This window comes from Pseudomonas sp. MN1F (genome assembly GCF_009391885.1).
In the GTDB taxonomy this organism is placed as follows: domain Bacteria; phylum Pseudomonadota; class Gammaproteobacteria; order Pseudomonadales; family Pseudomonadaceae; genus Aquipseudomonas.
In genome coordinates this window covers 135,692-149,071 of sequence record NZ_VZII01000009.1, presented here as the reverse complement: position 1 = coordinate 149,071, position 13,380 = coordinate 135,692, and the positions used below count along the sequence as shown (strand labels likewise).

Here is a 13,380-nt window from a genome sequence, read left to right as displayed (position 1 = left end):
TTCATGGCAGTCTACGCAGGCACATCACGAGTCGCCCAGCATGCCCAGTCTCTCCGCCACGTTCCGCCCGGCCATCGGCCTGTCCAACCCCCACCTGCAAACCCTGTGGGGGCCACTGTGGCGCAAGCTGCCAGAGCTGGAACGAAGCCGCGAACGCCTGTGGCTGGCCGATGGCGATTTTCTCGACCTCGACTGGCATGGGCCACACAGCCCGGACGCGCCGCTAGTGCTAGTGTTGCATGGCCTGACCGGCTCGTCCCATTCGCCCTACGTCAAGGGCTTGCAACAATCGCTGCAAGCCCGGGGCTGGGCCAGTGTGGCGGTGAACTGGCGCGGTTGTTCGGGCGAACCCAACCTGTTGCCGCGAAGCTACCACTCCGGGGCCAGCGAGGACCTCGCCGAGGTGGTCGCTCACCTGCACGCTCAACGTCCATCGGCACCGTTGTATGCCGTTGGCTACTCACTGGGCGGCAATGTACTGCTCAAGTACCTGGGCGAAACTGGCGCTGCCAGCCAATTGCAAGCCGCAGTCGCCGTCTCGGTGCCGTTTCGCCTGGACCAGTGCGCCGACCGCATCGGCCTGGGTTTTTCCAAGGTGTACCAAGCGCATTTCATGCGCGAGATGATGGCCTATGTGCAGTTGAAACAACGACACTTCCGTGACCGCGGGCACCATGAGGGCCTGGCCGCGCTCGACCGGTTGGGGCCTCTGGGCAGACTGAAGACGTTCTGGGATTTCGATGGCAAGGTCACCGCGCCGCTGAACGGCTTCAGCGATGCCCACGACTACTATCGCCGCTCATCGAGCCGATTCTATCTGGGGGAAAACCGCACGCCGACGCTGATCATCCATTCCACCGATGACCCTTTCGTGTTCGGCCACAGCTTGCCCACGGCCAGTGAACTGGCAGCGCAGACACAGTTCGAGCTGCACGCGCGGGGTGGGCATGTGGGGTTTGTCGACGGCAGCCTGCGGAACCCGGGTTATTACCTGGAGCGGCGGATTCCACAGTGGCTGGTCGACGGTCAGTGATTATTCCCCAGTCGCCACGCCATGCTTGGGATCATTGATCCACTCGCTCCAGGAGCCTGCGTACAACTTGCCCAGCGGATACCCCGCCAGCGCCAGGGCAAACAGGTTATGGCATGCCGTCACCCCTGACCCGCAATAGGCCACCAGTTGCTCTGGCGAGCGCCCTGCCAGCTTTTCTGCAAAGCGCAGCTTGAGCTGCTCCGGCGCCAGGAAACGCCCATCGGCATCGAGGTTCTCGTTGAAGGCGGCGCACTGGGCGCCCGGAATATGCCCTGCCACAGGGTCGATCGGCTCGACTTCGCCCCGGAAGCGCGGCAGCGCACGGGCATCGATCAGGGTCAGGTCAGGGCTGCCCAGGCGCTTGGCCAGGTGCTCGGCGTCGATCAGCAGCTTGGCGTCCGCCTCGCCACTGAACGTCCCCTCGCGCTTGGCTGGCGCATCCAGGCTCAGCGGCAAATGCGCCGCATGCCAGGCCTTGAGGCCGCCATCGAGGATGGCCACGTTGCTGCGCTTGCCCAACCAGACCAGCAACCACCAGGCGCGGGCAGCAAACGCGCCAGGGCCATCGTCGTACAGCACCACTTCGCTGTCATCGTCCAGGCCCCACTCGCGCAAGCGCTCGACCAGCCGGTGCGGGTCCGGCAGCGGATGGCGGCCGGTACGGCCCTTGCTCACCGGCCCGCTCAGGTCACGCTCCAGGTCGGCAAAATGCGCCCCGGCGATATGCCCCTCGGCATAGCTGCGTTGGCCGTAATCCACATCCTCCAGGGCAAATCGACAATCGAGGATCACCAGCTTGGGCGAGTCCAGACGCTCGGCCAGCTGTTGCGGGGTGATCAATTGCGCAAGGGGCATGACAATCTCCTGATCGATGGCACGAAGGCCCTGGCTACTGTTCCAGGGCCTGATTGAACGGAACGTGGAATTCCTGGCACAGGGCGTCCACCGCGCCACGGGCATTGCCGGTGACAAAGCCCAGCTCCAGCACCAGCACCTGATAGACGCCACGTTTGAAGGCTTCTTCACCCAGATGCGCGGAATGTTCGCGCGTGGTGCTGAGAAAACGTACCCATGAGGTCAGCACGATCCAGGCATTGATGGTCAGTGACTCGATCTGCGCAGGTTCCATGGCCAGGATCCCGGCGTCGACGAAGCCACGGTAGATCGCCTGGCCCTGGCGCAGGCAGCGCTCGGAAAAGCGCCGATAGCGGGCGGCCAGTTCAGGGTCGCTTTCCAGCAGGTGTTCCAGGTCACGGTGCAGGAAGCGATAGTTCCACATCGCCGCGAGCAGCGCCTTGAGGTAGAAGCGCTTGTCCTCGACCGTGGCCATACGGCCCTGCGGCGGGCGCAGGAAGCTGTCCACCAGTTCTTCGTACTGGCTGAACAGCAGGGCGATGATCGCCTGCTTGTTGGGGAAGTGGTAGTACAGATTGCCGGGCGAAATTTCCATGTGCGCGGCAATGTGATTGGTACTGACGCTGCGTTCGCCCTGCAGGTTGAACAGCTCCAGGCTGTTCTGCACGATGCGCTCTCGGGTCTTCATGCGCGGGGCCATGCTCAGCTCCCAGTTTGCGGGCTTTCGATAATGGGTCATCTTACGGTCAATCACACCACGGGGGCACCGTTCTCCCGGTTAAAAAAGTCGCACCATGGTACGAATTAGAGTATAGGCTCTAGGGACTTCAAGCCCAGACGAGAGACCGCCGTGACCTCGCCCATCGCCTTGCCTCCTGTGCATTCCGACACCGACCTTGACGCGACGTTCGCCGCTCAGCGCCAGGCCTTTGCCGGCAACCCCATGCCGCCTGCGGCACAGCGGCGGCAGTGGCTTAAAAGCCTGCGCGAGGCATTGCTGGCGGACCAGCAAGCGCTTATCGAAGCCATCGATGCCGACTTCAGCGGCCGCAGTGCCGACGAAACGCTGCTGGCCGAGCTGCTACCGTCGGTGCAAGGCATTCGCCATGCCGAGCGCCACCTGCAACGCTGGATGCGCCCGGCCCGGCGCGCAGTGGGCCTGGCTTTCCAGCCGGCCAGCGCACGGGTGCTGTACCAGCCATTGGGAGTGGTTGGCATCATCGTGCCGTGGAACTACCCGCTGTTCCTCGCCATCGGCCCGTTGACCTGTGCCCTTGCTGCCGGCAACCGGGTCATGCTCAAGTTGAGCGAAGCCACACCGGCCAGTGGAGCAGCCCTCAAAGCGCTCATTGAGCGGGTTTTCCCCGAAGATCTGGTCAGCGTGGTACTTGGCGAGGTCGAAGTCGGCCAGGCGTTCGCTCGCCTGCCCTTCGACCACCTGCTGTTTACCGGCGCCACAAGCATCGGCCGCCAGGTCATGCTGGCGGCCGCGCAAAACCTGACCCCGGTGACCCTGGAGTTGGGCGGCAAGTCCCCGGCCATCGTGTCGGCCAGCGTGCCGCTGAACACGGCTGCCGAGCGTATCGCCTTCGGCAAGGCCCTCAACGCCGGCCAGACCTGCGTCGCGCCCGACTATGTGCTGGTGCCCCGTGACCGCCTGAACGACTTCGCCGATGCCTACCGCAACGTGGTGAAGCGCATGTACCCACGCATCGCTGACAACCCCGACTACAGTGCCATCATCAACCCACGGCAGTTGCAGCGCCTGCAGCACCTGCTGGACGACGCCCGCGGCAAGGGCGCCCAGGTGCTCGACCTGTACCCCGACGAGACCCGCCAGGGCCGACGCCTGCCGCCGCACCTGCTGACCCGGGTCAACGACAGCATGCAAGTGATGCAGGACGAGATCTTCGGCCCGCTGCTGCCGCTGGTGCCTTACGACCACCTCGACGAGGCCCTGGCCTACATCAATCAACGCCCTCGCCCCTTGGCGCTGTACTACTTCGGCTACGACCGCAGCGAGCAGCAGCACGTGCTGCAGCACAGCCATTCCGGCGGCGTGTGCCTGAACGACACCTTGCTGCACGTGGCCCAGGACGACTTGCCGTTCGGCGGTATCGGCCCCTCCGGCATGGGCCATTACCATGGCCATGAAGGCTTCCTGACCTTCAGCAAGGCCAAGGCAGTGCTGGCCAAGCAGCGCCTGAATGCCGCGCGGCTGATCTACCCGCCCTATGGCAAGGCCTTGCAGCGCCTGGTCTACAAGTTGTTCATCCGCTGATGCAGCGCCGTGACCTGCTGCGCTTCAGCCTGGGCGCCAGCCTTTTCCTGAGTACTGCCAGCCTGGTCGGCTGCAGCGCCAAGACGCCTGCAACCGGTTACCAGGTGCTGCGTGAGGATGACCTGCCGGCCCTGCTCGCACTTGTCCCGGTGGTACTCGCCGGCACCTCGGCAAACGGCGAGCTGGTGCTGCACAGCCTCGACCACAAGCTGGCAGCGCTGTCACCGGAAATGCTCAAGCTCACCCGGCAACTGTTCGATGTGCTCAACCTGCCGCTGACCCGCGGCCCTTTGACCGGCGTCTGGGGGGCTTGGGACCAGGCCAGCGGTGCGCAGGTAACGGCCTTTCTGCAGCGCTGGCAGGACAGCTCGCTGAACCTGCTGCGCATGGGCCATGCCTCGCTGCTGCAACTGCTGCAAATGGCCTGGTACGAACGCCCGGAAGCCTGGGCCGCATGCGGCTACCCCGGCCCACCCAAGATCTGACAAAAAGAGCATCTTCAATGCCTGTAACCGACCCGTTTCGCCAAGGCCTCGAACGCGGCTGGACCACCCATGACGGCTCACGCATGGAGCACGACCTGACGCTGGAGGCCGATATCGCTGTGATCGGCAGCGGTGCCGGCGGTGCCACCAGTGCGCAGATGCTCAGCGCCGCCGGCTTCAAGGTACTGCTGATCGAGGAGGGCCCACTGAAGACCAGCAGCGACTTCCATCTACTGGAAGACGAGGCCTACGCCAGCCTCTATCAGGAAGGCCTGGGGCGGATGAGCAAGGATGGCGCCATCACCATTCTGCAGGGCCGCGCTGTCGGTGGAACCACCCTGATCAACTGGACCTCGAGCTTTCGCACGCCGCCACAGACGCTGGCACACTGGGCCACCGCCCATGGCGTCACGGGCCTGGGGCAACAAGAAATGCAGCCCTGGTTCGAGCGTATCGAGCACGATCTGGGCATCACGCCGTGGGCGATGCCAGCGAACGCCAACAACGACGTACTGCGGCGCGGCTGTGAACAGCTTGGCTATCGTTGGGCGGTGATCCCGCGAAACGTGCGTGGCTGCTGGAACCTCGGCTATTGCGGCATGGGCTGCCCGGTGAATGCCAAGCAATCGATGCTGGTCACGCGCATCCCGGCGACCCTCGATAATGGTGGTGAACTGCTCTACCTCGCACGCGCTGAACGCTTCGAACACAATGGCGAGCGTATCGCCGGGCTGCAGTGCCAGGCGCTGGATGCTCAAGGCGTGCACCCCACCGGCCGGCAGATCAGCGTGCGCGCCCGCCATTACATCGTGGCCGGGGGCGGTATCAACAGCCCGGCCCTGCTGCTGCGCTCCAAGGCCCCCGACCCGCATGGCCGCCTGGGCAAACGGACCTTCCTGCACCTGGTCAACTTCAGCGCTGCGCGTTTTGACGCGCGCATCGACCCGTACTACGGCGCCCCGCAATCGATCTACAGCGATCACTTTCAATGGCAAGACGGCGTCGACGGGCCGGTGGGCTACAAGCTGGAAGTGCCGCCCTTGCACCCGGCCCTGGCCAGCACCCTGCTCGGTGGATACGGCAGCGACAATGCCCGGCGCATGGCCGACTTGCCGCACACTCACGTAATGCTGGCCCTGCTGCGCGACGGCTTTCACCCCGAAAGCACGGGAGGCGCGGTGGAATTGCGCGGCGACGGCTCACCAGTGCTGGATTACCCGCTCACCGACTATCTGCGCGACGGCCTGCGCCGCGCCTATCACAGCATGGCGCAGATCCAGTTCGCTGCCGGCGCCACGCAGGTCACGCCGGTCCACAGCGACGCCCGCGCCGCTGCCAGCCTGGGCGAGGTTCAGCGGGTGATCGACGCCTTGCGCCTGGAACCGTTCCGCACCCGGCTGGGCAGCGCCCATGTCATGGGCGGCTGTGCAATGGGCGACGACCCGCGCCAGGCAGTCTGCGACAGCCTGGGCCGCCATCATCAGCTGGAAAACCTGTCGATCCATGACGGTTCGCTGTTCCCGACCAGCATCGGCGCCAACCCGCAGCTGTCGGTTTATGCCATCAGTGCCCGGCTGACCGAGGCCTTGGCCACCCGCCTGGCACAGAGTGCATGACAACGAATACACGCCCTGTCTATAGTGCCATCAGCCGGCCGCATGACTTGGCCGGGCGCAATCGCTGCGCTACCATCCGACTCCCCAACGCACTCCAGCCAGGATGACGCGATGAACCGAGTGTTGTACCCGGGTACTTTCGACCCCATTACCAAAGGCCATGGCGACCTGGTCGAGCGCGCTTCGCGCCTGTTCGACCACGTGATCATCGCGGTGGCGGCCAGCCCGAAGAAAAACCCCCTGTTCCCGCTGGAACAACGGGTCGAGCTTGCCCGTGAGGTCACCAAGCACCTGCCCAATGTCGAAGTCATCGGCTTCTCGTCACTGTTGGCGCACTTCGCCAAGGAACAGGGCGCGAACGTGTTCCTGCGCGGCCTGCGCGCAGTATCGGACTTCGAATACGAGTTCCAGCTGGCGAACATGAACCGGCAACTGGCGCCCGACGTCGAGAGCCTGTTCCTCACGCCTTCGGAACGCTATTCGTTCATTTCCTCGACGCTGGTGCGGGAAATAGCCGCGTTGGGCGGAGATATCAGCAAGTTCGTCCACCCTGTGGTGGCCGAGGCGCTGACCGAACGCTTCAAGAAGTAACCTTGCGCGCCTGATCATCGCGCCCGCGTGCACTGCGGGCGCGAATGCGGCACAATTGTGCCCAAAGCGTTGAACATGCCCGGGCGATGCGCCCCGGCCGGAGTCCCCATGTCCCTGATCATCACCGACGATTGCATCAACTGCGACGTCTGCGAACCCGAGTGCCCGAACGAGGCCATCTCCCAAGGCGAAGAGATCTACGTGATCGACCCTAACCTGTGCACCCAGTGCGTAGGTCACTACGACGAGCCGCAGTGCCAGCAGGTCTGCCCGGTCGATTGCATCCCGCTGGATGAAGCGCACCCGGAAACCGAAGACGAGCTGATGGCCAAGTACCGCCGGATCACCGGCAAGGCCTGAACGCAGACGGCTAGCGCTGGCAGCGCGGGCAGAACACGCTCGCCCGCTGCCCGAGCTTCACCTCGCGCAAGGTCGTGCCGCACAGCTTGCACGGCTGACCGCCCCGCCCGTAGACGAACAATTCCTGCTGGAAGTACCCCGGCTGCCCGTCGCCGCCAATGAAATCGCGCAAGGTTGTGCCGCCCTGCTCGATGGCCGCGGCCAATACCCGTTTGATTTCGATCGCCAGCTTCAGGTAACGAGCCCTGGAAATCCCGCCCGCCTCACGGCGTGGGTCGATGCCAGCGGCAAACAGCGCCTCGGTCGCGTAGATGTTGCCCACCCCCACCACCACCGCGTTGTCCATGATGAAGGGCTTGACCGCCATCGAGCGCCCGCGCGACAGCTGGAACAGGCGCTCGCCGTCAAACAGGTCGGTCAACGGCTCTGGCCCCAGGCGCAGCAGCAGCTCATGGTTGAGCGGGTCGAGGCTCCAGAGCATGGCACCGAACCGTCGCGGGTCGGTGTAACGCAGCATCAGCCCCGATTCCAGCTCGATATCGACATGTTCATGCTTGGCTGCAGGCAAGCCCAGCTCCACCAGGCGCAGGTTGCCCGACATGCCCAAGTGGCTGATCAAGGTGCCCACCTCGGCGTTGATCAACAGGTACTTGGCCCGCCGCTCGACGCTGACGATGCGCTGCCCGGACAGGCGCACATCGAGGTCTTCAGGGATCGGCCAGCGCAGACGCCCGTCTCGCACCACCACGCGGCTGACACGTTGGCCCACCAGATGGGGAGCAATCCCACGCCGGGTGGTTTCGACTTCAGGTAATTCCGGCATGGATCAGCGCCCACCCAACTCGCGAATGTTCTGTTTCAGGGTCTCGAAGTCGTACTCCGACAAACCGATATAGTCCAGCACCAGCGGGCCGACCGCATTCCACTCATGGTCGATGCTCTGGTTGCCCAGCACGCGGTAAGAGGCGCAGATGTGCTCGGCCATCTTCAGCACGGCCAGCAGGTTCTTCAACTGGCTTTGGGTATTGCTCGACGAATCTTCGCGGAAGATCGCCAGGGCATTATGGTGGTTGGCGATGGCCGCGCTGATGTGCTCCGGCAGGCGCCAGGATTTGGCCGTGAAGTAGCCAACCACAGAATGGTTGGTATTGAAGACGCGGTTCTCGGTATCGACTACGCGAGTTTCCTCACCGGCCTTGGCGTAGGCTTCTTCCAGCACCTGCATGTACTCGGGGAAGCGCTTGAGCATCAGTGGTACGCCGCAGTCGTGGAACAACCCAAGGGTATAGGCCTCGTCGGCAGCCTGGATGCCGGTGCGCTTGGCCAGGGTCAGGCAGGTCATGGCCACGTCCTGGGCGGTGTCCCAGAAGCGGTTGAGGGTGACGATGGTCTCGTCGCTCATCTCGCCCTTGATCGACTGTGCGTTGATCAGGTTGATGATCGAGCGGCTGCCCAGCAGGTTTACCGCGCGCTGGATCGAGCCGATCTTGTTCGACAGGCCGAAATGCGGCGAATTGACCAGCTTGAGCAAGGCACCGGCAAGCCCTGGGTCCTGGGAAATCAGCTTGGCGATGGTTTCCAGGTCCGGGTCAGGCATGTACTGCTCGAACTGCAGGTCGACCATGATCTGCGGTTGCGGCGGAATGGTGATGCCTTGCAAGGCTTGCTGGATCTGTTCGGCGCTGAGTTCTTGGGACATGCGTACACACTCGTGAAGGACGACGGATTCTAACCCCGTACTCCGGCACCACACCAATCGCCAAAGGTGGGCGGCGCGGTAAAAATTCAGACAATTGGTGTCTGTTCCGGGCTCCTCGCGGCACTGGCCTGCAGCAGGCAAGGGGCCAACAGGCTATAATCCCGCTCTTTTTTCCCGGAGCGACGTCATGTCCCTGCCCAGCCTTCGCCTCAAAGCCAATGCCGACCGCCGCCTGCGCGCCGGCCACCTGTGGGTCTACAGCAACGAAGTCGACGTTTCCGCGACCCCGCTGCAAGGCTTCCAGGCCGGCCAGCAGGCAGTACTCGAAGCTGCCAACGGCAAGCCGCTGGGCATCGTCGCGCTGAGCCCGAACAACCTGATCTGCGCCCGCCTGCTGTCGCGTGACATCAAGCTGCCGCTGGACAAGTCGCTGCTGGTACACCGCCTGAACGTCGCCCTGTCGCTGCGCGAGCGCCTGTTCGACCAGCCGTGCTACCGCCTGGTATACGGCGACTCTGACTTGCTGCCGGGCCTGGTGGTCGATCGCTTCTACGACATCCTCGTGGTGCAGCTGGCCTCGGCCACCATGGAAGCGCACAAGGACGACGTGATCGCGGCGCTGATCCAGGTGCTCAAGCCTAGCGGCATCCTGTTCAAGAACGACTCCGCCGCCCGCGACGCCGAAGGCCTGCAGCGCTACGTCGAAACCGTCTACGGCGAAGTGCCGGACTGGGTCCCGCTGGAAGAGAACGGCGTCAAGTTCGAAGCCCCGGTACGCGAAGGCCAGAAGACCGGCTGGTTCTACGACCACCGCATGAACCGCGCGCGCCTGGCACCGTATGTCAAAGGCAAGCGCGTGCTCGACCTGTTCAGCTACATCGGTGGCTGGGGCGTGCAGGCCGGCGCGTTCGGCGCCAGCGAAGTGTTCTGCGTGGATGCTTCGGGCTTTGCCCTGGATGGTGTCGAGCGCAACGCCGCGCTGAACGGCATCAGCGAGAAGCTGACCTGCATCGAAGGTGACGTGTTCGAGGCCCTGCGTGAGCTGAAGGCCGCCGAAGAGCGCTTCGACGTAATCATTGCCGACCCACCCGCCTTCATCAAGCGCAAGAAAGACCTGAAAAACGGCGAAGCGGCCTACCGCCGCCTCAACGAGCAGGCCATGCGCATGCTGAGCAAGGACGGCATCCTGGTCAGCGCCTCGTGCTCGATGCACCTGCCCGAGGACGACCTGCACAACATCCTGCTGACCAGCGCCCGCCACCTGGACCGCAACCTGCAGCTGCTCGAACGCGGCGGTCAGGGCCCGGATCACCCGGTGCATCCAGCCATCGCCGAAACCCGCTACATCAAGAGCATCACCTGTCGGTTGCTGCCGAACAGCTGATCCGCAAGGTCCGGGGCGCGACGCGCCCCGGACCGGTATCAGATTTCCAGCACCTGCGACGCAATCCCGAAGTACACCAGCACCCCCGCCGCATCGGCGATCGAGGTCACCAACGGACCACTGGCGGTAGCCGGGTCGAGCTTCACGCGAGTAAACAGGAACGGCAGGCTCATGCCGATCAGGCTACCGATCAATACGATAACCAGCATGCTGCTGGCCACTATCAAAGCGACGTCAGCGCCACCTCGCAGAGCCCCCAGCGATGCCACCGCCAAGGCCATGGTGCCGCCGAGCGCCAACGCCACCCCACATTCGCGACCTAGCATGCGCATCCAGTCGCGCATGACCACTTCCCCCGTCGCCAGCGCCCGTACCATCAAGGTGGCCGACTGCGCTCCCGCGTTCCCCCCGCTGTCCACCAACAGAGGCAGGAAGAACACCAGCACGATGTGCGCGGCGATGGTTTCTTCAAAGGCAGCAATACCGGCACCGGAAAACAGGTTGCCAAATACCAGCAGCACCAGCCATAGCACTCGCTTGCGATACAGCAGACCGACTGTGGCATTGCGCAGGTTACCGACGTGATTGGTGATCGATGCACCTTTGTGGAAGTCTTCGGTCACCTCCTGGCGAAGCTTTTCCAGCGCTTCGCTGGTCTGGCCATGCGAGAGCGGTTCTTTGCAGCGGATGCAGTTTGCGCAGACAGAATACATACGAGTCTCCAGGCGCCAGCGCAGGCACCTGCGAGCCTAGACCTCAGAGGTTCAAGCCTTCGCAAGCCCTGGCGCTGACGCACTCAGTGCCAATTTGCAAGTTCGTGGTGAACTGAAACTGGGAAGGTCCATTGAGGTAATTTCTCGTGAAGCCGCACATGCGGCGCGGCGGATGATAGCCAGCACAGGCGGCAAGGTCAGCCCCGCACACGTCGTTTCAGAAGCGTCCTACGAGCAGTCGGGAGCCCTTCCCGAACCACCGTCCAGACACATCTTCATTCCCTCTCCGCGCCAGCGGTGTAGAATCGGCCTATTCATCGCCAGTCATCCCCGGCGGGTTTATGAGCTCTGCCCAAGCACGCGGCGATCCCGCGCGGTCTTCGGCCCCATCCGTGCCTGTGGCAACCGGCCTGCGGTACAAAGGACAAGAGAAGCTCACTCCCCTTTTTGTGACCTGATTAAGCCGCCAGGAGTGTTTCATGCCTGATTATCGTTCCAAGACTTCCACCCAAGGCCGCAACATGGCCGGCGCCCGCGCCCTGTGGCGTGCCACCGGGATGAAGGACGAAGACTTCAAGAAACCGATCATCGCCATCGCCAACTCGTTCACCCAGTTCGTCCCGGGCCACGTGCACCTGAAGGACCTGGGCCAGCTGGTTGCCCGCGAAATCGAACGCGCCGGTGGCGTGGCCAAGGAATTCAACACCATCGCCGTCGATGACGGCATCGCCATGGGCCACGACGGCATGCTGTACTCGCTGCCAAGCCGCGAGATCATTGCCGACGCCGTCGAGTACATGGTCAACGCCCACTGCGCCGACGCCATCGTCTGCATCTCCAACTGCGACAAGATCACCCCCGGCATGCTGATGGCCGCCCTGCGCCTGAACATCCCGGTGATCTTCGTTTCCGGCGGCCCGATGGAAGCCGGCAAGACCAAGCTGGCCAGCCACGGCCTGGACCTGGTCGACGCCATGGTCATCGCCGCTGACTCCACCGCCAGCGACGAGAAAGTCGCCGAGTACGAGCGCAGTGCCTGCCCGACCTGCGGTTCGTGCTCCGGCATGTTCACCGCCAACTCGATGAACTGCCTGACCGAAGCCTTAGGTCTCGCCCTGCCGGGCAACGGTTCGACCCTGGCCACTCACGCCGACCGCGAGCAGCTGTTCCTCACCGCTGGCCGCACCATCGTCGAGCTGTGCAAGCGCTACTACCAGGAAAACGACGAGTCGGTGCTGCCGCGCAGCATCGCCAACTTCAAGGCGTTCGAGAACGCCATGATGCTCGACATCGCCATGGGCGGTTCGACCAACACCATCCTGCACCTGCTCGCTGCTGCCCAGGAAGGTGAAGTCGAGTTCGACCTGCGCGACATCGACCGCCTGTCGCGCAAGGTGCCGCAGCTGTGCAAGGTGGCGCCGAACATCCAGAAGTACCACATGGAAGACGTGCACCGCGCTGGCGGCATCTTCAGCATCCTCGGTTCGCTCGCCCGTGGCGGCCTGCTGCACACCGACCTGCCGACCGTGCACAGCCGCAGCATGGAAGAAGCCATCGCCAAGTGGGACATCACCCAGACCGATGACGAAGCCGTGCACACCTTCTTCAAGGCAGGCCCGGCCGGCATCCCGACCCAGACCGCGTTCAGCCAGTCGACCCGTTGGGAAACCCTCGACGACGACCGTGAAAACGGCTGTATCCGCAGCTTCGAGCACGCCTACTCGCAAGAAGGCGGCCTGGCCGTGCTGTACGGCAACATCGCGGTCGACGGTTGTGTGGTGAAGACCGCCGGCGTCGACGAATCGATCCACGTGTTCGAAGGCAACGCGAAGATCTTCGAGAGCCAGGACAGCGCCGTGCGCGGCATCCTCGCCGACGAAGTGAAGGCCGGCGACATCGTGATCATCCGTTACGAAGGCCCGAAAGGCGGCCCGGGCATGCAAGAGATGCTCTACCCGACCTCGTACCTGAAGTCCAAGGGCCTGGGCAAGGCCTGCGCCCTGCTCACCGACGGCCGTTTCTCGGGCGGTACTTCGGGCCTGTCGATCGGCCACGCCTCGCCGGAGGCCGCTGCTGGCGGCGCCATCGGCCTGGTGCGCGACGGCGACAAGGTGCTGATCGACATTCCCAACCGTTCGATCAACCTGCTGGTCAGCGACGAAGAGCTGGCTCACCGTCGCATCGAGCAGGACAAGAAAGGCTGGAAACCGGCTGAAGTGCGCCCACGCAAGGTAACCACCGCGCTGAAGGCCTACGCCCTGCTGGCGACCAGTGCCGACAAGGGTGCTGTGCGTAACAAGGCGATGCTCGAAGGGCTGTGAGGCTCTGACTGCGTGAATGAGAAACCGGCGCCCTGAGCGCCG

General features: G+C 63.9%; 13 protein-coding genes. 8 read left to right on the top strand and 5 right to left on the bottom strand.

The genetic code is table 11. The annotated features are described in order from the left end of the window. Positions 1–40 precede the first annotated feature (40 nt). Positions 41–1,033 carry a hydrolase gene (locus F6X59_RS06560; RefSeq protein ID WP_152955526.1) on the top strand — a complete coding sequence of 331 codons (993 nt, stop codon included), beginning with the start codon at positions 41–43 and terminating at the stop codon, positions 1,031–1,033. On the opposite strand, the gene F6X59_RS06555 is transcribed toward F6X59_RS06560, so the two are convergent. Together F6X59_RS06555 and F6X59_RS06550 are read right to left on the bottom strand one after the other, a co-directional pair. Beyond that, positions 1,034–1,888: a sulfurtransferase gene (locus tag F6X59_RS06555; protein ID WP_152955525.1), complete on the bottom strand. Its 855-nt coding sequence runs from the start codon at positions 1,886–1,888 to the stop codon at positions 1,034–1,036. It lies immediately after the preceding gene. Between the two features lie 34 nt (positions 1,889–1,922). Further along, complete coding sequence (locus F6X59_RS06550; protein ID WP_152955524.1) at positions 1,923–2,588, bottom strand: TetR/AcrR family transcriptional regulator; 666 nt, start codon at positions 2,586–2,588, stop codon at positions 1,923–1,925. A gap of 150 nt (positions 2,589–2,738) precedes the next feature. Between F6X59_RS06550 and F6X59_RS06545 the strand changes: the two genes are divergently transcribed. The 5 genes from F6X59_RS06545 to F6X59_RS06525 all read left to right on the top strand — a co-directional run bounded on the left by F6X59_RS06545 (position 2,739) and on the right by F6X59_RS06525 (position 7,221). After that, on the top strand, positions 2,739–4,169 hold the full coding sequence (locus tag F6X59_RS06545; protein ID WP_372240316.1) for a coniferyl aldehyde dehydrogenase: 1,431 nt from the start codon (positions 2,739–2,741) through the stop codon (positions 4,167–4,169). Further along, positions 4,169–4,654, top strand: coding sequence for a twin-arginine translocation pathway signal protein (locus F6X59_RS06540; RefSeq protein ID WP_152955523.1), 486 nt, complete (start codon positions 4,169–4,171; stop codon positions 4,652–4,654). Before F6X59_RS06545 ends, F6X59_RS06540 begins: the two co-directional genes overlap by 1 nt. A 17-nt stretch (positions 4,655–4,671) precedes the next feature. After that, on the top strand, positions 4,672–6,270 hold the full coding sequence (locus F6X59_RS06535; RefSeq protein ID WP_152955522.1) for a GMC family oxidoreductase: 1,599 nt from the start codon (positions 4,672–4,674) through the stop codon (positions 6,268–6,270). 111 nt (positions 6,271–6,381) lie between these two features. Beyond that, the gene (gene coaD / locus F6X59_RS06530) at positions 6,382–6,861 is read left to right on the top strand and encodes a pantetheine-phosphate adenylyltransferase (RefSeq protein ID WP_014861498.1); all 480 of its coding nucleotides are present in this window, start codon (positions 6,382–6,384) and stop codon (positions 6,859–6,861) included. A 108-nt stretch (positions 6,862–6,969) separates the two neighbouring features. Continuing rightward, entirely contained in the window at positions 6,970–7,221 is a 252-nt protein-coding gene (locus F6X59_RS06525) for a YfhL family 4Fe-4S dicluster ferredoxin (RefSeq protein WP_008095804.1), read from the top strand. 10 nt (positions 7,222–7,231) lie between these two features. Here F6X59_RS06525 and mutM read toward each other — a convergent pair whose 3' ends face one another. Then, positions 7,232–8,044, bottom strand: a complete 813-nt coding sequence (gene mutM / locus F6X59_RS06520) for a bifunctional DNA-formamidopyrimidine glycosylase/DNA-(apurinic or apyrimidinic site) lyase (protein ID WP_152955521.1) — start codon at positions 8,042–8,044, stop codon at positions 7,232–7,234. Between the two features lie 3 nt (positions 8,045–8,047). Continuing rightward, on the bottom strand, positions 8,048–8,866 hold the full coding sequence (locus F6X59_RS06515) for an HDOD domain-containing protein (protein ID WP_346652609.1): 819 nt from the start codon (positions 8,864–8,866) through the stop codon (positions 8,048–8,050). A gap of 241 nt (positions 8,867–9,107) precedes the next feature. Here F6X59_RS06515 and F6X59_RS06510 point away from each other — a divergent pair, with 241 nt between their 5' ends. Further along, positions 9,108–10,304, top strand: a complete 1,197-nt coding sequence (locus tag F6X59_RS06510; protein ID WP_110632876.1) for a class I SAM-dependent rRNA methyltransferase — start codon at positions 9,108–9,110, stop codon at positions 10,302–10,304. 38 nt (positions 10,305–10,342) lie between these two features. Here F6X59_RS06510 and F6X59_RS06505 read toward each other — a convergent pair whose 3' ends face one another. Beyond that, positions 10,343–11,017 (bottom strand): magnesium transporter, encoded by a 675-nt coding sequence (locus tag F6X59_RS06505; protein WP_256669104.1) that lies wholly within the window; start codon positions 11,015–11,017, stop codon positions 10,343–10,345. Positions 11,018–11,496: 479 nt separating this feature from the next. Between F6X59_RS06505 and ilvD the strand changes: the two genes are divergently transcribed. Continuing rightward, the gene (gene ilvD / locus F6X59_RS06500; RefSeq protein ID WP_152955519.1) at positions 11,497–13,338 is read left to right on the top strand and encodes a dihydroxy-acid dehydratase; all 1,842 of its coding nucleotides are present in this window, start codon (positions 11,497–11,499) and stop codon (positions 13,336–13,338) included. Positions 13,339–13,380: the final 42 nt, after the last annotated feature.

What these genes read in the sequence shown, in the direction of transcription:
- F6X59_RS06560 (WP_152955526.1), top strand. Translation starts at nt 41, where the DNA reads ATGCCCAGTCTCTCCGCCACGTTCCGCCCGGCCATCGGCCTGTCCAAC.
- F6X59_RS06555 (WP_152955525.1), bottom strand. Translation starts at nt 1,888, where the DNA reads ATGCCCCTTGCGCAATTGATCACCCCGCAACAGCTGGCCGAGCGTCTG.
- F6X59_RS06550 (WP_152955524.1), bottom strand. Translation starts at nt 2,588, where the DNA reads ATGGCCCCGCGCATGAAGACCCGAGAGCGCATCGTGCAGAACAGCCTG.
- F6X59_RS06540 (WP_152955523.1), top strand. Translation starts at nt 4,169, where the DNA reads ATGCAGCGCCGTGACCTGCTGCGCTTCAGCCTGGGCGCCAGCCTTTTC.
- F6X59_RS06535 (WP_152955522.1), top strand. Translation starts at nt 4,672, where the DNA reads ATGCCTGTAACCGACCCGTTTCGCCAAGGCCTCGAACGCGGCTGGACC.
- coaD (WP_014861498.1), top strand. Translation starts at nt 6,382, where the DNA reads ATGAACCGAGTGTTGTACCCGGGTACTTTCGACCCCATTACCAAAGGC.
- F6X59_RS06525 (WP_008095804.1), top strand. Translation starts at nt 6,970, where the DNA reads ATGTCCCTGATCATCACCGACGATTGCATCAACTGCGACGTCTGCGAA.
- mutM (WP_152955521.1), bottom strand. Translation starts at nt 8,044, where the DNA reads ATGCCGGAATTACCTGAAGTCGAAACCACCCGGCGTGGGATTGCTCCC.
- F6X59_RS06510 (WP_110632876.1), top strand. Translation starts at nt 9,108, where the DNA reads ATGTCCCTGCCCAGCCTTCGCCTCAAAGCCAATGCCGACCGCCGCCTG.
- F6X59_RS06505 (WP_256669104.1), bottom strand. Translation starts at nt 11,017, where the DNA reads ATGTATTCTGTCTGCGCAAACTGCATCCGCTGCAAAGAACCGCTCTCG.
- ilvD (WP_152955519.1), top strand. Translation starts at nt 11,497, where the DNA reads ATGCCTGATTATCGTTCCAAGACTTCCACCCAAGGCCGCAACATGGCC.